Genomic DNA, 19,062 nt, shown 5'->3' with positions numbered 1-19,062 from the left:
CCAGACACTGGGATGGCTTTGTTGCATCACACTTTATGAGATGGTGATTTATGGTAAATTCATGTAACTATCTCAAATTTAGCCATACCAATATCAGTGAATTTATTAAGCAAATAGCATTTGATTAGCAGTTCTTTTTCTCGATTTATCTCAGATTTATTCCTAAAACTAAATCCGAATATTTGCTTTAATCTTGAGAAAAACCCTTCAATATAAGATCTTTTCCCATAATTTACTTCTTTTTTCCATTCTTTCATGCCATCTTCACCATATAATTTTATTAACCTAATAGCAGCATTCCTGTCAGACATATAATCTATTTCTGGATGTTCTGCCGCATTGTTTATTGGTGGAATTTTTGTCTTTATATCATATTCGTTACACAACTTATAAAACTTGTGCCTATCACATGCTCTATCTGCATATAGTGCTTTTATGGCATGCTGAAAATCAACTTCTTTTAGCAAATCACAAGCTCCATAGTGATCAGAGTAGACACCGTTACTGTATTTTACAGCTATGGCTTTTTTGTTGTTTATATTCAACATTACGTACAATTTTCTCGTTTGCTCATAGCCACGATATTTTCTGTCAGTGCTATTTTCCTTACTGTGACCAGGAGTGTTGTTGTATATACTAATTCCTGTACTGTCTATAGCAATTTCGATATCTTCCATATTATAGCTCTTTCCATAAAAGTCTGGATGTGATAGGATAAGGGTAGATGATGATAAGGAGGTTGAATGCCAGCAGCATATAGTTATGATTTAAGAAAAAAAGCAATGGAAGCGCTAGACGAAGGAGAAAGCAGAGAAACAGTGGCAGCAAGATTTAAGATTGGACGAACTACTTTATGGGAGTGGCAGCAAAGAAGAAAAGAAACAGGAGACTTTCAATCAAAAAAACTTGGAAATGGGGGTTACAATCACAAAATTACCGACTGGGGTACCTTTGCCAAATTTGCCAGAGAACACGGAGGAAAGACTCTATCGGAAATGGCTAAACTTTGGAACAACGTTAGTATCCAAACGATCTATCGAGCCCTTAAAAAAATTGGATTTACGCGCAAAAAAAGACATATGGATACAAGGAAAGAAACGAAGAAAAACGTGCTGAATTTTTGAAAATTATAGCGACAAAAGAACCTAAAAACTTAGTGTATATAGATGAGTCTGGCATTGATAACACCGAAGACTACCCCTACGGATATTGCCAGAAAGGACAGCGGTTTTATGCCTTAAAATCTGGAAAGAAAACTCAACGAATCAGTATGGTTGCAGCCTTAAGTGGAAGAAAGATAGTTGTTCCGTTAACCTTTGAAGGCCACTGTAATATGGATGTTTTTAATGGATGGTTTGAGCAATTTTTGACACCGATCTTGGAACCTGGACAGACTGACCTTACCCAGAAAAAGTGGAGAGAAAGAAAAGAGTTTTTTTGGGTAAAATAAAATTTTGGAGGATTAGAAATGGCAAGAGAATATACGGCAGAATTCAAATTGGAAGCTGTTAAGCTGGCAAATGAACAAAGAAAGGTAGGTCAACCAGTTGCAAAAGTAGCAAGAGATCTAGGAATAAGGGATAGTGTATTAGGAAAATGGATGAAGAAATATAACGAAAAAAAGTCAGCGGCAAATGCATTTCCAGATGTAGCACCTTATGACAAAGAGAGATTTGATTTACAGAAAGAGTTAGCAAAAGTAACAAGAGAAAGAGACATTTTAAAAAAAGCCCTGGCCAGTCAAAAAGAGTAAAATATTTTTTCATAAAAGAGCATAGTAAACACTATAAAGTGCAGGAATTATGTAGGGTTTTCTGCTAGTGGCTACTATAAGTGGACTACAAGGAAAATAAGCAGTAGAGAATCAACAAATAAAAGCAGATATTCAAAAAAAGCTTTTAAATGTAGATATGGAGCTCCTAAAATTCATGCTGAATTAAAGGCTTTGGGTAAAAGTTGCAACTTAAAAACAGTGCAAAGTATTATGCAGAAAAATGGTATTCAGGCTATATTGAGAAGAAAATTTAAAATTAAGAAACAACAAACGGACAGTAGCTCCCAATATATTAGACCAAAACTTTATTGTCGATCAACCAAATAAAGTATGGGATTACTTATATAAAAACCAAAGAAGGATGGCTATATTTGGCAACAATAATCGATCTATATTCACGCATGGTAGTTAATGAGCAGTTCAATAAATAAACAATTGGTTATGGACTCTTTATTAATGGCCGTTAACAAGCGTAAACCTGCCAAAAATCTACTATTACATAGTGATCAAGGTTCACAATATACTTCGCAAGGTTATCAATATCTCTTATCCATAAAAAACATAGATGAGTCATAAAGGTTGTTGTTACGACAATTCTGTTGTGGAAAGCTTCTTCAGTTCTCTAAAAAGGGAGTTACCAATAGACACCTCTCGGCACTCTAAACAGCATATCAAAACTGCTATATTTGAATATATAGAAATTTTTTATAACAAACAACGTCACTATTAACTATTGCATTCCAGAACAATTTGATGCATCATTCTTTTTGTAAAAAACATTCCAAACTTTCTCTCCACTTTTTCTGGGTAAGGTCAGTCAGCTACTTGGATGACAGGGGAGGGAGGTCCTACCCTGACAATCGTCATCCCGCTACGTGTTAGCGGGATCTAGAGATACCGCGAATGAATCGCGGTATGACGGTTTGCAACGGTATGACGTAGGGCTGCACTAGCTATATCATGCATTTTATTAACCGACACTATAAACAATATCCTTACAATTATGAGATTGAACCACAACTTGCTCAAGCGTTAAGCTGCTGCGTTTAGCGTCTTTACTGTGATTTTCCCCAAGAACATTTGTTCTTTCTCGTTTTATTTCCTCAATGAATTTCCCATTAACATCTTTAGGATCAATCTCTTCTTCAGAATATATAAGGTTAGTGCAATTTGTTTTTCTATAATAATGCACGCCAAGACATATAATTGATAATGCAAGTATACCAGAACCTATAAGTAATGATAATCCTATGTTATTAGTCAAAGGGTTTTGGTAAAATTTTTGTACACCATTAACACCATGTGTTGCAAGTAGCCCTAGAGGAAACGCTATATTTGCAGCAACTACACCAGTAAATAATGCAGTAAATATTGGTCTGTCGTTAATTACTGATTTTATTTTATTAGTTCTAGTAATTACTTTTTCGTCAATGTTAGTGAAGCCTTGTTTAGCTTCCCAAGCATTAAGTACAAAATTTGAATGAGTGCCATTGCTATATTCCAGTCTTACAGATTTTATAGCTTTATCTTTTGGCTGGTGCTCCAACACCTCAGCTAAAATTTTATCCGCATCTTTTTTTTGAATGGAATGTTCTTCAGTATCTATAAATTGCCTTGTTGCAAAAAATATTGGACCAATTGCAAGCAATGCAGCAAGTGCGATAACTGGTATAGTGATATATTTTGGGCTGTTTGTAAAAAATGCAATAAATTTTGCTTTATCTTGTAAATATAATAAAGCTGCAGATATACTGAGTATAATAGCACTTGCACCAAAAATTATAAAACCCTTCTGCTGCATGGCATACTTTGCTCTTGGCAAGAATCTGTTTGTTTTTTTATTTTTTAAAATTGCATCGTCATTTATGTTAAATTTACTATTTGTAAGCAAAGACTTTTTAGAGCCATCTGCTGCGCTTGTGTATGATGGTAGTGAGCCAGTTGGAGGTATATTTGAGCTGTTAGTTCTTTGTAAATCTTCTAATATTTCACTATTCCAAGGTGGACTAAATACTGTCTCTTGAGAAGGTGATCTGCTTAGAGTGGGATTTTGTGGCACGTCAACATGAGTTTCTTCACCTTTTGTTTCTTCTAGGGAAGGAGGTGATACTTGAGTCTCAAGAGTTAACGGATCTCTTGAATTAGCATTGCTGTTTTTTTTCTCTTTAAATTCTTCCTCTAACAAAGCTTCTAAAGCTGTATTTTCATCATTTTTTTTCGGAGTACTTGTCCTAAGTGCTGGTATTGGTAAAATTCCTGGTGTTATCTCGCCATCTTCACTTATTGATGTGGAAGAAATTAATGTTACTGTTTGTTCTTCATTTACTGGTCCAGGCATATTCACTCCAAAATTAATTACTATGCTGCATTGATTACGCTATAGTTATTAAGATATAGTAAATACCAATTTACGGATAATTATTAGTATAGAAATTGTCTATCAAAGATTCTTTCATTCAGAGGGTAATCTTTGTCAAAAAGCAAAGTGATTGTGTTCTCATGGTCTTTTTGTATTTTTATCTGTGATATATCATGAAATTCTTTGTAATCTGATACTACAAGTGCTGGACGGTTTTTTGTGTCGTTAATGTCAATTTGTACGATTGTATCGTTTGATATTAACGCTCCATTCCAATGCCTTGGGTAATAGCTATTGATAGAGGTTAATGCAAGTAAATTTGAATTTAGCGGCAAGATTGGGCCACCGGCAGAGAAGTTGTATGCAGTGCTGCCTGTGGGGGTAGATAATATTACTCCGTCCCCTCTAAATTTCTCTACTTTTAGCTTATCGTTGATAGTAATATTCATCTCTACTATTTGGTTCGCTTTTCTAAAAACGTATACTTCGTTTACTGCTATGTAATGATATCTCTTGCCACTTGTGTCTGTTGCTTCCATTTTTAGCAAAGTTAACTGAGTTGAAGTTGCATGCTCTATATGATCAATTAAATCTTCACTGCAGCTAAAGCATTTATTCATCAAAAACCCAACATTGCCAGTGTTTATCCCATACACATGCATGTTTTTATTTTCTATGACGTAATTGTGCAAAGTGCGTAGCATAAAGCCATCACCGCCAATAACTATCAGTAGATCAATTTCGGACTTATTTTCTTCTGTTATATTGATAAAATTAAGTTTCTTTAATAGTTTAGATACTTCCTGCGATTTTGGTGATGGAGAAGCAACATAGCCTATATTTTTGTATTTATGCATGCTTCAGTAAACTCTCTAAAACTTAAAGAGGAGGAAAATTAGAAAATGCTTCCATATTTATCGTTAAACTTAGCTAATTTGCTAGTTTTACTTGCTAACCCGCTTGTCAAACTTCCAGTCCATGCAGGGTGAGTAAGAGGATCTCTATCAAGTTTTACCCTATCTCCCTCCTTTCCATAAGTGGAACGAGTTTCAAACTCTTGACCGTCTGTCATAACTATAATAATTTTATGATAATTCATTGTTGTTTATAAACTTTTAGTCAGTTAATATTCTAGTGAACTTAATTCACTAAGTCAATCATTATTCTAAAATATTGACAAAAAATAAATAAAGTAGTATATTTAATAAGGAATAAATAATAACTATCATGATTTTTGCTTTCCCCGGTCAGGGCTCTCAGTTTGTAGGAATGGGAAAGAGCTTATATAGTGAGTTTTCTGTTGCAAGACAAGTATTTAATGAAGTAGATAGCATATTGGATGGAAAGCTGTCTCATTTAATCTTCAACGGTCCTATTGAAGAATTAACCATTACAGAAAACGCTCAGCCAGCTATAATGGCAGTATCAATTGCAATGCTACGTGTTATGGAGCATATGTTTGGCAAATCTCTTTTCACTGATCACAATGTTAAATATGTTTGTGGGCATTCAGTTGGCGAATATACAGCGCTGTGTTCTGCAGGAGCGTTAACGCTTGAGTCTGCGATCAAGCTGCTGAAAGTTCGCAGCGAAGCAATGCATGAAGCTTCACTGAAATGTAAAGGCGGAATGGTTGCGTTGCTTGGAGCAGAGATAAATGAAGTGGAAGATATATTGAAATCAGTTCAAATTGACGGAATTTGTGAAATTGCAAACGATAACGGTGGCGGACAAGTGGTTATAAGTGGCACTAGAGAAGCTCTTGAAATGTTACCCGATTTATTCAAAAACTCGAGTGTGAGGAAACTAATTAAATTACAGGTTAGTGGGCCTTTTCATTCATCTCTTATGAAACCTGCTGATGAAAAAGTTTTGGAGTTTTTGAAGGGTATTAAAATAACCCGTCCTATAGTTCCTTTGATATCAAATGTTACAGCTAAAGAGGAGAGTGATCCCAAAGTTATAAAAACTTTACTCGCCAAGCAAGTTGTAAGCAGAGTGAAATGGAGAGAAATGGTTTTGTATATGTCAAGCCGTGGCATTAACAAATTTGTTGAAATTGGCCCTAATAAAGTTTTATCTAATTTGGTCAAAAGAATTGACCAATCTATCAGTACAAAAAATATAGATAGTATTGGTGATATTGACAGCTTCTTTAATGAATCATTAGTACTAACAGCGAAAAATTTAAAAGTTGGATTAAGTTAAAACACATCTATTTGATGTCATTCCGGTGCATAACGCTGCCTAGCTGGAATGACAGAGGGTAATGCAAGAAATCAACGAACTGCCTGTCATTTCGTTTGGTTTTTTAATTCCAAGTAGCTGTAAAATAGTAGGGGCAATGTCAGATAACCTTCCGTCTCTTAGTTTTAGATTATCGCAAGACACAATAAATGGCACTTTATTTAGAGTGTGTGCTGTATGAGGTGTATTATTTTCTTCATCGAACATACATTCCACATTACCATGGTCTGCAGTGACAATTAACGCGGTGTTGCTTGACTTTTTAACAGCACTCAGCACTTTTGCAAGACAATCATCTACAGCTAGCACAGCTTTCTCGGCTGCTTTTATATTACCTGTATGTCCTACCATATCAGGATTAGCGTAATTTACAACTATCAGTGCGAATTCTTGGGAGTGAATTTTTTCTACAAGCTTTTCTGTGAGCTCGAAGGCTGACATTTCGGGCTGCAAATCGTAAGTTTGAACTTTTGGTGAGGGAATGAGTATTCTTTCTTCACCAGAGAAAGGTTCTTCTTTTCCACAATTGAAAAAGAAAGTCACATGAGCGTATTTCTCGGTTTCGGCGATACGTAATTGTCGTAATTTATTGTCTTCTATTGTTTGTCCTAGAGTATCAGCGAAAGAAGTAGGAGGAAAAATATAAGGAATTTTGAGATCTTCTTTATACTTCATCATACTTAAAATTGAAGAGAATTTTGCTACCTTAGCGTAATCTGTTTTGCCAAGCAAAATACTTGCTAATTGTATCATTCGATCAGCACGAAAGTTAGCCAACAGCACTCCATCTTCTGGTTTTATACCTTGATAATCACCTATTACTGCGGGCCTGATAAACTCATCAGTTATGTTATTTTGATAGTTATTCTCAATCAACGATACTGCATTATCATGACAAGGTGCCTTTGCAAATGCGATAGCCTCATAAGCTTCGATTGTTCTCTTCCACCTGTTGTCACGGTCCATAGCATAGTAACGCCCAGAAACAGTAGCAATTCTTGTGTCATTTCCCTTTATACTCTTTGTAAATTCTTGAATGCATTTTTTTCCTGAATTTGGCAATGTGTCTCTGCCATCTAAAAATGCATGTATCACCACTTTTATTCCATGCTGTGATATTTTATTTGCTAAAGTTGAAATATGCTTTTGATGCGAATGAACACCGCCATCTGACACTAATCCCATTATATGGCATACTCCGTTCTTACTTTTTAGATTACTAATAAAACTTTGTAGATTTACATTGTTTTCTATTGTTCCAATCTCTTGATTAATGCGCTGAAGGCTTTGTATTACCACTCTACCACTGCCAATATTCATATGGCCAACTTCTGAGTTACCTATTTGACCACCAGGTAACCCCACATCAGTTCCACAGGCGGATAAACTGCATTTTGGATAATTAGAGCTAATATATTGCCAACAGGGTGGATTTGCGTTGCTAATAGCATTGTATTTACTGTTTTCTACTCCATTTCCCCAACCATCTAGTATACATAAAACGACTGATTTAATGCCCATATAAAATCAACACTAAAATTCAACAGAGAAGAGCTCCCCGGGCCGGATTCGAACCAGCGACCAATTGGTTAACAGCCAACTGCTCTACCACTGAGCTACCGAGGAATAAACCGTTTTTAATTTACCATGTTGAACGTTGGTTGTAAACGTTTTTTGTGTAGACTTTAAGTCCAACTGGTCACAGAAACGAAAAAACTTACTTGACAAACTCCGCCAGCCCTCTTATCATGAGACTGAAGCTATTGTATTTGCTTTCGCCAATCTGCAGATTAAAAGGTAAGGATTACTTAATGTATCGGCGTCTTATGTTCAATTTTTTGCAGTATATAGATACTGTATGTCTTTACAAAACTTCATCTACATCTAGATTTTTATCTAAATAAGCTGAACGCGCTTATAAAGCGTTACAAGACATCAAAAAATGCCAATACTCGACAGAGATAGTAAAGGACTAGCTAACTCGGGGATTCTTTGTCTTTTTTTCTGCTTAGTAAATTTCTTAAACATTTGCAGCATAGGTTAGTTGCAATTAAAAGCAGCTAAATCTTGCTTGTCAAGCGTTTAAAACATAAAAAACGCCAATATTTTAAAGCAGATAATAACCCTAGGGCTTCTTTTGCCTTTTTTTTCATTTGGTAAATTTCTTAAACATTTATAGCTAAACGACAACCGTCATCCCGCTGCTTGTTAGCGGCTGAGATACCGCGAATGAATCGCGGTATGACGGTTCGTGGCGGCGTGACGATAAGCTCGTCATCCCGCTACGTGTTAGCGGGATCTCTTGTTAGCGGCTGAGATACCGCGAATGAATCGCGGTATGACGGTTCGCAGAGGCATGACGGTTCGTGGCAGCACGATAAGCTCGTCATCCCGCTACTTGTTAGCGGGATCTAGAGATACCGCGGCGGTATGACGGTTCGTGGCGGCGTGACGATAAGCTCGTCATCCCGCTACGTGTTAGCGGGATCTATGTTAAGGTATGACGGTTAAGTAAGGGATCTATGTTAAGAGATACCGCGGCGGTATGACGGTTCGTGGCGGCGTGACGATAAGCTCGTCATCCCGCTACGTGTTAGCGGGATCTCTTGTTAGCGCCGCGGCGGTATGACGGTTCGTGGCGGCGTGACGATAAGCTCGTCATCCCGCTGCTTGTTAGCGGGATCTCTTGTTAGCGGCTGAGATACCGCGAATGAATCGCGGTATGACGGTTCGCAGAGGCATGACGGTTCGTGGCAGCACGATAAGCTCGTCATCCCGCTACGTGTTAGCGGGATCTCTTGTTAGCGCCGCGGCGGTATATTTGTCATCCCGCTAGCGGGATCTATGTTGAGAGATACCGCGGCGGTATGACGGTTTGTGGCAGTATGACGATAAGACACAAAGCCTAATGGAAAAAACTGCGAACGCCAGTGAAAAACATAGCAATTTTATTTTCATTTGCAGCTTTTATCACATCTTGATCTTTTAGCGAGCCACCGGGCTGAATTATAGCTGTAATTCCATGTTTTGTGCTTTCTACTATGCTATCTGGAAATGGGAAAAATGCATCTGAAGCAAGCACCGCACCTTTACATTTTTCACCTGCTTTTTTCACTGCAATGTTAACACTATCTATTCTGCTTGTTTGTCCTGCACCGATGCCAATAGCACAACCATCTTTTGCTATAACTATTGCGTTGGATTTCACATGCTTACATATTTTCCAGGCAAAAATAAGATCTTTTTTTTCTTTGTCTGTTGCAGTGCATTCTGTTACTTGTTCTGCTTTTATTGTGTGGTCATTATTTTCTTGCACCAAAAACCCACCAACAACATTTTTAGTTTGGTATTTCACATTTTGTTGAAAAGATTTATGAATAATCACTCTTAAATTTTTCTTTCTTTGCAAAATTTTTAGTGCCTCATTGTTTACTGATGGTGCTATCACAACTTCTAAAAATATCTCGTTTAATTTTTCCGCTAGCTTTAAATCTATCTCCCGGTTTAAGGCAACTATACCACCAAAACTGCTTACTTCATCGCACGATAGAGCTTTTTCATATGCCTCCAAAGCATTATTACCAATAGCAGCGCCACATGGGTTATTGTGCTTGATTATCACTGCTGCAGGCTCTTTAAACTCAGAAATTATGTTAAGTGCGGACTCTATATCTACTATATTATTATAACTCAACTCTTTTCCATGTAGTTTTTCCAACGGATATTCTGTAAATTGATTACTATAAAATGCAGCTTTTTGATGAGGATTTTCACCATACCTGAGTTCTTGTACTTTATGTCCATATAGTGCAAAAAACTCTGGTAACTCATTATTCTTACTCTGGGATAAAAACCAACTGTGAATATTAGAATCGTAGTGTGCAGTGAGAGCAAATGCTTTGGTTGCTAAGTGTTTTCTATATTCCAATGTTGTTTTATTGTTATTTTTTATCATCTCAGCTTTTAGTGCTTCGTAGTCTTGAATGCTAGAAATAACTGAAGTAAAACGAAAGTTTTTTGCTGCAGCTCTAATTAACGCCACTCCGCCGATATCAATTTGTTCTATAATTTGCTCTTCATTTGAGCCGCTATTTACTGTCTCCCAAAATGGGTATAGGTTAGTTATAAGCAGGTCTATTGGCTTAATACCTAGATTTTGTATTTCCGTTTTGTGTTTTTCTCTATTGCAAAGTATTCCTCCATGAATTTTAGGGTGTAAAGTTTTTACTCTACCACCAAGTATCTCTGGAAATTGTGTGTAATCTGAGACCTCTTGTGTTTTTATTCCTGCACTAGATAGCGTTTTATAAGTATTTCCCGTTGAAAGAATTTCTATTTGTTGCTGCGTTAAAAACGATGCAAGATCAATTATATTCGTTTTATCGTATACTGATATTAAAGCTCTTTTTATTTTCATTTTTATATGGAAAGTTTTTTAAGATTATATCTAAGAAAAGGAAATTTAGCTATTACATTTCTACACTAATTTAAAGCAGCCTATTCTATAAATTTTTTTACCATGCTTGATTTCAAGCCACGAATAAAATCTTCAATACTGCAAGGATTTCTCCCTTCCATTTGTACAACTTTAGGAATTAAAGTGCCACCTTTTAAACTTATGTGCATATTATCGTTAACAATCTTACCTTGTTCTGAAGCGAGAGCTTCAAAGTCAGCATCAAGTATCCTGATACGTTTATTCTCTATCTTGATAAACGCTTTTGGGTAAAACGCTTTAACCTTTCTATAAGCAACTTCACAGGCATCACTTGCATAAATTTTATAGTCTTCCACTTTGTCAGCGTAACATGCATCGTTATCGTTCTGTTTTAAGGGAAGCTGTTTTTCAATTTCGTTTAGCACTTTCAGCAGTAAATCACTGCCTAGCTTAGATAATTTATCATGCAATGTCTTGTAATTATCGTTCTTTTCGATAAGAAATTTTTCCTGTTTTAAAATAGGGCCGGAATCTAATCCTTCATCCAATTGCATAATGCTAACCCCGGTTTCTTGATCTCCTGCTAAAATTGTGTGCTGTATCGGGGCTGCACCACGCCACCTTGGTAGTAATGAAGGATGAATATTAATACAACCATATTTTGGAATATTCAAAATTTCTCTTGGAAGTATCAACCCATACGCGGCTACAACTGCAACGTCTGGTTTGAAATTTCTAAATTTTTCTTGCTCTGCCGAAAACTTTAGAGAGATAGGAGTACATACCTCTATGTTACTTTCTTCAGCGATAACATGTACTGGAGATTTCGTTGGCTTCTGTCCACGCCCCGAAGGTTTTGGAGCCTTGGTGTATACTGCCACCACTTCGCTCTTTGATTTCAGTAACAAGCTCAGAGAATTAACAGCAAATCCTGGTGATCCCATGAAAATAATTCTCATGGTGTTTTTGCTTTAAGAATTCTCCGCTAATTTACCACTTACAGTTTCTACTAATTTGGCAAAATCATCCTTATAATTAACTGCCATCTCAGCAAGAATTTTTCTATTTAAATCAATGCCGGCAAGTGTAAGACCATGCATAAACCTACCATAAGTAAGCCCATGCTCTCTTGTTGCTGCATTAATACGTATTATCCATAAGCTACGGAAATCACGTTTACGGGTTCTTCTGTCTCTATAAGCATATTGCAGTGCTTTTTCAACTCTTTGTAATGCAATTCTATAACAACTTTTTGCGCGCCCTCTATAACCCTTTGCCAGTTTCAATATTTTTTTATGACGAGCGTGAGTAGTGACTCCACGTTTTACCCGAGCCATTTTATTTTACCTCCATTTTGTTAAATACCGTAAGGCATATGAAGCTTAACTATACGCGAGTCAGATTTACCAAGAATCGTTGTACCGCGCTGATTACGAATATTAGATTTACTTCTCTTTACCATGCCATGCCTTTTGCCTGACTGAGTAGAAATAACTTTACCCTTAGCTGTAAGGTGAAAGCGCTTTTTCACAGAAGATTTGGTTTTTAATTTTATTTTCTTCATATTCCAAATAAATTTACAAGCACTACTATTGAGTTCTTTAATAGTAATTAAGCATTAGTATAAATAATTTTATTAAAGAATCAAATTAAAATTGTATATTAAAGGAGTTTAAAAGTAATTACGCCCAATATGTGTGTTATACCTTCTTTATTCCCAAGTGGCAACAATACTTGCCTCATTTTAACACTTTCACTTTCTTCCTCTTCGTTGATTGGACATTTACTCTCTATTACAGTATCAAGTTTATCAATAACTGCATCTATTTTATATAGTCGCAAAAATGGTGCATCAATTGCATACTTATTATCAATACGCGTCTTGTTCTCAAAACCATAGAATTCAACAGCCTTTTCTCCTGCATTTTCGCAAATATAACCTTGATCTTTGACTTCAATGATAAAACAATGCTGCCATGACTCCATTATTTCTGCAGTGTCTATTTCATGCCTTTCTGGCCAATCTCTGTCTGATCCTTTTATGTCATTCCAGTGTTGAGTCACCACATTTGCTATTCTTTTTTCTTTGCCTACATAAATTTCCATTCCAATTTCCACATATAAAACACAGATATGAGGTAAATTTATCGTGAATATATTGATTTTTTCTTACCACAAGGTGCATGTCACTAGAAGTTCTGAGATCTAGAGAGTGGTATTGATTTTATTTCCATTACAACTTATTATTTATAGATAACCTCAATAAAAACGATGAAGCTAAACGAAATCAGAGAAAGATTTATAAAATTTTTTGTAAATAATGACCACGAGCAGGTTTCTTCTTCTCCTTTGATTCCAGAACATGACCCAACGCTCATGTTCACAAATGCTGGTATGGTGCAGTTTAAAAATATTTTTACTGGTGCTCAAAAAACTGAAATGAAACGTGCTGTCTCAAGTCAAAAGTGCCTAAGAGCAGGCGGTAAACACAATGATCTGGAAAATGTTGGCTATACAACTCGGCATCACACATTTTTTGAAATGCTCGGAAATTTTAGCTTCGGTGATTACTTTAAGGAAACTGCGATAGAATTTGCGTGGGAATTTATCACTAAAGAGTTATCTCTTGATAAAAACAGACTATCCATAACCGTCTACCATACTGATGATGAGGCGTACGAGATTTGGCGTAAGATAAGTGGCTTTTCAAGTGATAAAATCATAAGAATTACAACGGATGATAACTTTTGGAGTATGGGAAGCACTGGTCCGTGCGGTCCATGTTCTGAAATTTTTTATGACCATGGGAGTCCTAATTTACAAGAGGGCGATAGAATTGTTGAAATCTGGAATCTGGTATTCATGGAGTTTAACAAAGATGAAGAAGGTAATTTACACAAATTGCCAAAAAAATGCATCGATACTGGAATGGGCCTTGAAAGAATAGCGGCTGTTATGCAAAACGTCCATGATAACTATGATATTGATCTATTTTCTGCTCTGATAAGTAAATCACAAGAGTACTGTGGAAGAACGGAAAATAAAATAGCGCATAAGATCATAGCAGATCATCTTCGCGCGGCTGCATTTCTCATCGCAGAAGGAGTGCTTCCTGGAAATGAGGGCAGGAATTACGTATTACGCAGATTAATTAGGAGAGCCACACGTTATATTCACCTGCTTGGATATAATGATTCCCTACTCCATCGTATTTTTCCAGTGTTGATAGATAGCACGAGTTCGGCTTATATGGGAGCTGAATTAGTCAGAGCTAAAAGCTTAATAGAAACGACGTTAAAATCAGAGGAAGAAAACTTTAAAGACACTTTGATGAAAGGTATCAATCTCCTGGAGAAATTCACTACAGATTTAAAATTGGGCGATACTTTGCCTGGAGAATTAGCGTTTAAGCTATATGATACTTATGGATTTCCTTTGGATATTACACTTGATATTTTAAAAGAGAAAAAAATAAATTTTGACCAGAAGGGTTTTGATGATGCAATGGGAGAACAAAAAGAGAGAGCACGTGCTAAATGGGCTGGATCTGGTGAAAAATCTGTTGAGCAAGTATGGTTTGATTTGATCAATAAATTTGGCAAAACAAAATTTGTTGGTTATGAGTTCAATGAAGTAAGTGATGCGAAAATACTAGCTATAGTTTCCTCTAAAAATGAAGTAATTGATTCTGCAAAGGAGGGAGAAAAGATAACCATTATACTTGATAAAACACCTTTTTATGGCGAGTCAGGTGGACAGGTGGGAGATACTGGCAGTCTGATCAAATCTGATAGAAGTATTATTATAGTCGAGAATACCAATAAGGTTAATGACCTATATTTGCACAGATGCATAGTTAAGTTCGGTTCAATTTGTAAAGGTAACACAGTTGCAGCAAGCATTGACAAGGAAAGAAGGCAAACCTTAAGAAGAAATCATTCAGCTACACACCTTTTGCACTTTATATTGAGAAAAATCTTGGGTGACCATGTCACTCAAAAAGGTTCCCTAGTTGCACCGGATAAGTTACGATTTGACTTTAGTCATAACACTCAAGTTACTCAGGATCAGCTATTCTTAGTAGAAGATATGGTAAACTCTCTAATCAGAGAAAACCTTTCTACGTCTACAAAAATTCAGAGCATGAATCAGGCAATAGACGAAGGAGCTATGGCGTTATTTGGTGAAAAATATGGCAACCAAGTAAGAGTAGTGAAGATTGGAGATTCAAGGGAACTGTGTGGTGGCACACACGTTGAACATACTGGAGAAATTGGTTTATTTAAGATAGTAACAGAAAGTTCTGTTGCTTTTGGAGTGAGAAGAATTGAAGCTTTAACTGGTCAAGAAGCAATCGATTATGTACGTGATAATGAAATTAACTTAAAAAAAGTTGCAGAATTCGTAAAAGCGCCAGTGAGTGAAATAACAAGCAGATTAAGTATTTTAAGTCAAGAACACAAAAAATCCGAAACCAAAATAAAAAACCTATATAAAAAGCTTGTGAGTGCAGAGAATATAAAAAGCACCGAAATAAATGGAATAAATTTTATAAGCCACACTTTCACTGATATTCCAGCAAATGTAATAAGAGAGTTTGTTTTGCAGCAACAAAAACCAAAAACGGTAATAGCTTTTACGGCAACAGAAAAAGATAAAACAGTCTTGATTATTAAAGTAAGTAAAGACTTAATCAATAAGATTAGCGCAAAAGAACTAATATCCATAGCAGTTAAAAAGAACTGTGGTGGGAATGCTGAACTTGCACAAACAGGCTGTGATAGCAATAAAATAGATGATGCCATTACAGCCATTTATAGCAAAATAGCAGCTTCTAAGCACTCTACGTCATACCACCACGAACTGTCATACCGCCGCGGCGCTAACAAGCAGCGGGATACTTAACCATCGTCTACACCGTCATACCGCGATTCATTCGCGGTATCTCTTAGCCGCTAACAAGAGATCCCGCTAACAAGCAGCGGGATGACGAATTACTATGCCGCCGCGAACCGTCATACCGTTGCAAACCGTCATACCGCGATTCATTCGCGGTATCTCTTAGCATAGATCCCGCTACCTGTTAGCGGGATGACGGTTGTCAGGCTAGCTGTCATCCAAGTAGCTCGACTACTTGGATCCAGGAAAAAGAATGGTGTCATGAAAGTAGCTGACACTGATTCCTTTATGATGGTGTCATCCCAGTGCCCAGACACTGGGATCCAGGAAACTTAATTGCAAGTAATGCATTGGATTTGGTGAGTATGGGTTTTGCGTTATAGAATGAAGCACTTTTGGTGAATTTATAAAGAAAGCTGGATCCCAGTGGGCTTTGTTGCATCGCTACTTATGAAAGGCTAACTATAGTTAGGATTATAAGCAACCTATTGAAAATCTTGTTTTTTTGCAATCAATCTGATCAAATTTAAGAATAGTAATTTGTTATTTATATTAATAAATTTAATTCTATTGAAAATAGCTAAAGCATTGAAATTCTTGAATTTTAGCCGGATTGGTAAATGGTAGTGAAATTTCTTTTACTCAAATTTAGGTATTCACTGACCGTTCTTGTTATAAATACCAGAATAATAAGCTACTGATATTCTCCACCTTTTTTATCTTTAATCCATCATAGCTAGCGATGCAACAAAGCCATCCCAGTGTCAAGCACTGGGATGACAAGGTATAAACCTTATCGTCATGCCGCCGCGAACCGTCATACCGCGATTCATTCGCGGTATCTCAGCCGCTAACAAGAGATCTCGCTAACAAGTAGCGGGATGACGGTTGTCGTTCAGCCACAAACATTAAGAAATTTACCAAATGAAAAAAAAGGCAAAAGAAGCCCCGTGGTTATTATCCGCTTTAAAATATTGGCGTTTTTTATGTTTTAAACGCTTGACAAGCGAAATTCAGCTGCTTTTAATTGCAACTAACTTACGCTGCAAACGTTTAAGAAATTTACTAAGCAGAAAAAAAGACAAAGAATCCCCGAGTTAGCTAGTCTTTTACTATCTCTGTCGAGTATTGGCATTTTTTGATGTCTTGTAACGCTTTATAAGCGCGTTCAGCTTATTTAGATAAAAATCTAGATGTAGATGAAGTTTTGTAAAGACATACAGTATCTATATACTGCAAAAAATTGAACATAAGACGCCGATACATTAAGTAATCCTTACCTTTTAATCTGCAGATTGGCGAAAGCAAATACAATAGCTTCACTTTCATGATAAGGGGGCTAGCGGAGTTTGTCAAGGAATTCTTATTAAAACTAAAGAGCTCAAATGAAAGGAGGTAAACTCTAAAGTATACATTTAGTAGCGCTTTCTATGAGAGAAATCGTATTACCTATTCCGTAAAGCTTTATGAAAGATCCCATTCTTGGACCGGTTTTTTGGCCAAGTAACGTTTCATATAATAGCTGAAACCAGTCACGTAAGTTGGTGTAATCATATTTTTTTCCAATAGAAAATACCTGAGATTGAATTTCTTCAGCAGTAGCAGTTGTAGATAGAGAATGTAAAGTGTCCTTCAAATCTAGTAACGCTGCTTTTTCTTTTTCATTTGGAGTTTTATATGATTTTGTTGGCTTGATAAAATCGTGATAATACTTTACTGCGAAGTCTGAAAGTCTATCAAGCATTTTATTATTTTCTGGTGTAACGTTTGGTGCATAAGAGGATATAAAACCCCATAGGATCTCTTTGTTTTCAGCATTACAAGCTGCTGCTAGGTTTAAAAGTAGTGAGAAATTTATGCCTGAAGTTTCTATACTGGGAACATTGCCCTGGTGAATGTGCCAAGCAGGATTATTTATATCCTTTTCTTTGTTCTCATGATAACGCTTTACAAATTCTAAATATTCATCAGTTGATTTTGGTATCACATCAAAATATAAACGTTTAGCTTTTTTAGGACTCTGAAAAATGTACAATGCTAAGCTCTCTGTTGGTGCGTAAGTTAGCCACTCTTCAATTGAAATGCCATTTCCTTTTGATTTTGATATTTTCTTTCCTTCTTTATCAAGGAAAAGCTCGTAGCAAAACAGAAGTGGTGGCTTTTCTCCAAGTATTTCACATATTTGACTTGAAAGCACAGCAGATGGAGTTAAATCTTTTCCGTGAGCTTCGTAATTTACTCCAAATGCGGCCCACCTCATTCCCCAATCAGGTTTCCATTGCAGTTTACATTTTCCTTTTGTCACTGGAACTTCTATTTTTTCCCCGTTTGGGTCTTCATATGTGATTGTTCCTTTCTCTGTATTTGTTTCAATTACTGGAACTTGTAAAACTTGAGAAGTTTTTGGGCATATTGGCAAGAATGGACTATAAGTCTGCTGTCTGTCTTCCCGAAATGATGGAAGCATTACGTCCATCACTTTATCATAATTTTTCAGTAAGAGTAAAAGTTTTTCATCGTAAACGCCAGATTTATAACACTCTGTTGCACTCCTGAACTCGTATTCAAATTCAAACATATCAAGAAATTTACACAACAATGAATTCATATGATGACCATAACTCTGATGAGTGCCAAATGGATCAGGTATCATAGTCAATGGTTTATTTAAGTGCTCTCTTAGCATCTCTTGATTTGGCACATTATCTGGTATTTTTCGCAAACCATCCATATCATCTGAAACTGCAATGATTTTGGTTTTTATACCAGGAGCTATTTTTTTTAATGCATTTACAATAACTGTAGTGCGGAAAACCTCTCCAAAGGTTCCTATGTGGGGTAAACCAGAGGGTCCATAACCAGTTTCAAATATTATTTCTTTTTTATTAGGAAACTCTTGCAATATTTTTTCTGCTTCTTGAAATGGCCAACTTGTCATTATCGGGATTAAATAATGTATCTTAACTTAAAGTGCTACTAGTTTCAATGGATTTTTAATATAATGATATAGTATTAGTGTTAGAGCTATTATTAGAAGGTTAAAGATATGTCCACAGGTAGTATACAAACAGATCAATTATTTAAAGGTCTTACAAGACCTGCAATGCTCTTTGGTGTGAGTTATATGTTTGCAATATTAAACGTCCTGATTTGCATGCTAATTTTCATTAATTCAAATGATTTAAGAGTGATTCTCTTAATGTTACCAGGTACACATGGACTTGGTTATATAGCTTCTGCAAAAGAACCGTTGTTTATTGAATTATTTATGGTAAAATTGGGAAAGTGCTCGAAATGTTTAAATCGTTTTTACCATGGAGCCAATTCTTATGATATTGCTTAACG

General features: G+C 36.2%; 20 protein-coding genes, 1 tRNA gene and 1 pseudogene. 9 read left to right on the top strand and 13 right to left on the bottom strand.

Translation table 11 applies throughout. The annotated features are described in order from the left end of the window. Positions 1–59 precede the first annotated feature (59 nt). On the bottom strand, positions 60–677 hold the full coding sequence (locus AAGD72_RS02300; protein WP_341814750.1) for a transposase: 618 nt from the start codon (positions 675–677) through the stop codon (positions 60–62). Positions 678–743: 66 nt separating this feature from the next. On the opposite strand from AAGD72_RS02300, the pseudogene AAGD72_RS02295 reads away from it, so the two are divergent. From AAGD72_RS02295 to AAGD72_RS02285, 5 genes and pseudogenes are all read left to right on the top strand, one after another. Further along, positions 744–1,396, top strand: a pseudogene (locus tag AAGD72_RS02295) (IS630 family transposase); the annotation flags it as partial. Positions 1,397–1,468: 72 nt separating this feature from the next. After that, on the top strand, positions 1,469–1,753 hold the full coding sequence (locus tag AAGD72_RS02290; RefSeq protein ID WP_038198869.1) for a transposase: 285 nt from the start codon (positions 1,469–1,471) through the stop codon (positions 1,751–1,753). 192 nt (positions 1,754–1,945) lie between these two features. Beyond that, complete coding sequence (locus AAGD72_RS06350; protein ID WP_209472784.1) at positions 1,946–2,101, top strand: transposase; 156 nt, start codon at positions 1,946–1,948, stop codon at positions 2,099–2,101. 84 nt (positions 2,102–2,185) lie between these two features. Next, complete coding sequence (locus tag AAGD72_RS06345; protein ID WP_156768661.1) at positions 2,186–2,350, top strand: DDE-type integrase/transposase/recombinase; 165 nt, start codon at positions 2,186–2,188, stop codon at positions 2,348–2,350. After that, positions 2,340–2,504: an IS3 family transposase gene (locus tag AAGD72_RS02285; RefSeq protein WP_081600772.1), complete on the top strand. Its 165-nt coding sequence runs from the start codon at positions 2,340–2,342 to the stop codon at positions 2,502–2,504. Before AAGD72_RS06345 ends, AAGD72_RS02285 begins: the two co-directional genes overlap by 11 nt. A gap of 240 nt (positions 2,505–2,744) precedes the next feature. On the opposite strand, the gene AAGD72_RS02280 is transcribed toward AAGD72_RS02285, so the two are convergent. The 3 genes from AAGD72_RS02280 to rpmE form a co-directional block, all read right to left on the bottom strand. Beyond that, a complete protein-coding gene (locus tag AAGD72_RS02280; RefSeq protein ID WP_341815006.1) occupies positions 2,745–4,112 on the bottom strand; it encodes a hypothetical protein in 1,368 nt (455 codons plus the stop codon). A gap of 83 nt (positions 4,113–4,195) precedes the next feature. Then, positions 4,196–4,990 carry an NAD kinase gene (locus tag AAGD72_RS02275; protein WP_341815005.1) on the bottom strand — a complete coding sequence of 265 codons (795 nt, stop codon included), beginning with the start codon at positions 4,988–4,990 and terminating at the stop codon, positions 4,196–4,198. A gap of 38 nt (positions 4,991–5,028) precedes the next feature. After that, positions 5,029–5,232, bottom strand: coding sequence for a 50S ribosomal protein L31 (gene rpmE, locus AAGD72_RS02270; RefSeq protein WP_007548602.1), 204 nt, complete (start codon positions 5,230–5,232; stop codon positions 5,029–5,031). A 128-nt stretch (positions 5,233–5,360) separates the two neighbouring features. On the opposite strand from rpmE, the gene fabD reads away from it, so the two are divergent. Beyond that, positions 5,361–6,341: an ACP S-malonyltransferase gene (fabD, locus tag AAGD72_RS02265; protein ID WP_341815004.1), complete on the top strand. Its 981-nt coding sequence runs from the start codon at positions 5,361–5,363 to the stop codon at positions 6,339–6,341. Between the two features lie 39 nt (positions 6,342–6,380). On the opposite strand, the gene gpmI is transcribed toward fabD, so the two are convergent. The 7 genes from gpmI to AAGD72_RS02230 all read right to left on the bottom strand — a co-directional run bounded on the left by gpmI (position 6,381) and on the right by AAGD72_RS02230 (position 12,924). Next, positions 6,381–7,901, bottom strand: coding sequence for a 2,3-bisphosphoglycerate-independent phosphoglycerate mutase (gpmI, locus tag AAGD72_RS02260; RefSeq protein WP_341815003.1), 1,521 nt, complete (start codon positions 7,899–7,901; stop codon positions 6,381–6,383). Positions 7,902–7,934: 33 nt separating this feature from the next. Continuing rightward, positions 7,935–8,006, bottom strand: a tRNA-Asn gene (locus AAGD72_RS02255). Positions 8,007–9,285: 1,279 nt separating this feature from the next. Next, entirely contained in the window at positions 9,286–10,797 is a 1,512-nt protein-coding gene (purH, locus tag AAGD72_RS02250; protein WP_341815002.1) for a bifunctional phosphoribosylaminoimidazolecarboxamide formyltransferase/IMP cyclohydrolase, read from the bottom strand. A gap of 80 nt (positions 10,798–10,877) precedes the next feature. Further along, positions 10,878–11,777, bottom strand: coding sequence for a methionyl-tRNA formyltransferase (gene fmt, locus AAGD72_RS02245; RefSeq protein WP_341815001.1), 900 nt, complete (start codon positions 11,775–11,777; stop codon positions 10,878–10,880). 12 nt (positions 11,778–11,789) lie between these two features. Further along, positions 11,790–12,155 (bottom strand): 50S ribosomal protein L20, encoded by a 366-nt coding sequence (gene rplT / locus AAGD72_RS02240; protein ID WP_341815000.1) that lies wholly within the window; start codon positions 12,153–12,155, stop codon positions 11,790–11,792. A 20-nt stretch (positions 12,156–12,175) separates the two neighbouring features. Next, a complete protein-coding gene (gene rpmI / locus AAGD72_RS02235; RefSeq protein WP_007548610.1) occupies positions 12,176–12,382 on the bottom strand; it encodes a 50S ribosomal protein L35 in 207 nt (68 codons plus the stop codon). Positions 12,383–12,480: 98 nt separating this feature from the next. Next, a complete protein-coding gene (locus AAGD72_RS02230) occupies positions 12,481–12,924 on the bottom strand; it encodes a PAS domain-containing protein (protein ID WP_015589252.1) in 444 nt (147 codons plus the stop codon). 165 nt (positions 12,925–13,089) lie between these two features. On the opposite strand from AAGD72_RS02230, the gene alaS reads away from it, so the two are divergent. Continuing rightward, positions 13,090–15,723: an alanine--tRNA ligase gene (gene alaS / locus AAGD72_RS02225; protein ID WP_341814998.1), complete on the top strand. Its 2,634-nt coding sequence runs from the start codon at positions 13,090–13,092 to the stop codon at positions 15,721–15,723. Between the two features lie 280 nt (positions 15,724–16,003). Here the strand turns inward: alaS and AAGD72_RS02220 are convergent, their stop codons facing one another. Beyond that, positions 16,004–16,159 carry a hypothetical protein gene (locus AAGD72_RS02220; protein WP_264707330.1) on the bottom strand — a complete coding sequence of 52 codons (156 nt, stop codon included), beginning with the start codon at positions 16,157–16,159 and terminating at the stop codon, positions 16,004–16,006. A 482-nt stretch (positions 16,160–16,641) separates the two neighbouring features. Here AAGD72_RS02220 and AAGD72_RS02215 point away from each other — a divergent pair, with 482 nt between their 5' ends. Next, complete coding sequence (locus AAGD72_RS02215) at positions 16,642–16,818, top strand: hypothetical protein (protein WP_179945715.1); 177 nt, start codon at positions 16,642–16,644, stop codon at positions 16,816–16,818. A 301-nt stretch (positions 16,819–17,119) separates the two neighbouring features. Here AAGD72_RS02215 and AAGD72_RS02210 read toward each other — a convergent pair whose 3' ends face one another. Then, positions 17,120–18,655, bottom strand: a complete 1,536-nt coding sequence (locus AAGD72_RS02210; protein ID WP_341814996.1) for a lysine--tRNA ligase — start codon at positions 18,653–18,655, stop codon at positions 17,120–17,122. A gap of 108 nt (positions 18,656–18,763) precedes the next feature. Here AAGD72_RS02210 and AAGD72_RS02205 point away from each other — a divergent pair, with 108 nt between their 5' ends. Then, entirely contained in the window at positions 18,764–19,060 is a 297-nt protein-coding gene (locus tag AAGD72_RS02205) for a type IV secretion system protein VirB3 (RefSeq protein WP_341814995.1), read from the top strand. The last annotated feature ends 2 nt before the right edge of the window (positions 19,061–19,062 follow it).

The organism is Wolbachia endosymbiont (group A) of Chalcis sispes, assembly GCF_964026765.1.
Taxonomy (GTDB): Bacteria; Pseudomonadota; Alphaproteobacteria; order Rickettsiales; family Anaplasmataceae; genus Wolbachia; species Wolbachia pipientis.
The sequence above is the reverse complement of the archived record's forward strand: the minus strand, read 5'-3'. Positions and strand labels throughout refer to the sequence as shown.

What these genes read in the sequence shown, in the direction of transcription:
- AAGD72_RS02300 (WP_341814750.1), bottom strand. Translation starts at nt 677, where the DNA reads ATGGAAGATATCGAAATTGCTATAGACAGTACAGGAATTAGTATATAC.
- rplT (WP_341815000.1), bottom strand. Translation starts at nt 12,155, where the DNA reads ATGGCTCGGGTAAAACGTGGAGTCACTACTCACGCTCGTCATAAAAAA.
- rpmI (WP_007548610.1), bottom strand. Translation starts at nt 12,382, where the DNA reads ATGAAGAAAATAAAATTAAAAACCAAATCTTCTGTGAAAAAGCGCTTT.
- AAGD72_RS02230 (WP_015589252.1), bottom strand. Translation starts at nt 12,924, where the DNA reads ATGGAAATTTATGTAGGCAAAGAAAAAAGAATAGCAAATGTGGTGACT.
- AAGD72_RS02215 (WP_179945715.1), top strand. Translation starts at nt 16,642, where the DNA reads ATGAAAAAAAAGGCAAAAGAAGCCCCGTGGTTATTATCCGCTTTAAAA.
- rpmE (WP_007548602.1), bottom strand. Translation starts at nt 5,232, where the DNA reads ATGAATTATCATAAAATTATTATAGTTATGACAGACGGTCAAGAGTTT.
- AAGD72_RS06345 (WP_156768661.1), top strand. Translation starts at nt 2,186, where the DNA reads ATGAGCAGTTCAATAAATAAACAATTGGTTATGGACTCTTTATTAATG.
- gpmI (WP_341815003.1), bottom strand. Translation starts at nt 7,901, where the DNA reads ATGGGCATTAAATCAGTCGTTTTATGTATACTAGATGGTTGGGGAAAT.
- purH (WP_341815002.1), bottom strand. Translation starts at nt 10,797, where the DNA reads ATGAAAATAAAAAGAGCTTTAATATCAGTATACGATAAAACGAATATA.
- fmt (WP_341815001.1), bottom strand. Translation starts at nt 11,777, where the DNA reads ATGAGAATTATTTTCATGGGATCACCAGGATTTGCTGTTAATTCTCTG.
- AAGD72_RS02275 (WP_341815005.1), bottom strand. Translation starts at nt 4,990, where the DNA reads ATGCATAAATACAAAAATATAGGCTATGTTGCTTCTCCATCACCAAAA.
- AAGD72_RS02205 (WP_341814995.1), top strand. Translation starts at nt 18,764, where the DNA reads ATGTCCACAGGTAGTATACAAACAGATCAATTATTTAAAGGTCTTACA.
- AAGD72_RS02220 (WP_264707330.1), bottom strand. Translation starts at nt 16,159, where the DNA reads ATGCAACAAAGCCCACTGGGATCCAGCTTTCTTTATAAATTCACCAAA.
- fabD (WP_341815004.1), top strand. Translation starts at nt 5,361, where the DNA reads ATGATTTTTGCTTTCCCCGGTCAGGGCTCTCAGTTTGTAGGAATGGGA.
- AAGD72_RS02210 (WP_341814996.1), bottom strand. Translation starts at nt 18,655, where the DNA reads ATGACAAGTTGGCCATTTCAAGAAGCAGAAAAAATATTGCAAGAGTTT.
- alaS (WP_341814998.1), top strand. Translation starts at nt 13,090, where the DNA reads ATGAAGCTAAACGAAATCAGAGAAAGATTTATAAAATTTTTTGTAAAT.
- AAGD72_RS02290 (WP_038198869.1), top strand. Translation starts at nt 1,469, where the DNA reads ATGGCAAGAGAATATACGGCAGAATTCAAATTGGAAGCTGTTAAGCTG.
- AAGD72_RS02285 (WP_081600772.1), top strand. Translation starts at nt 2,340, where the DNA reads ATGAGTCATAAAGGTTGTTGTTACGACAATTCTGTTGTGGAAAGCTTC.
- AAGD72_RS02280 (WP_341815006.1), bottom strand. Translation starts at nt 4,112, where the DNA reads ATGCCTGGACCAGTAAATGAAGAACAAACAGTAACATTAATTTCTTCC.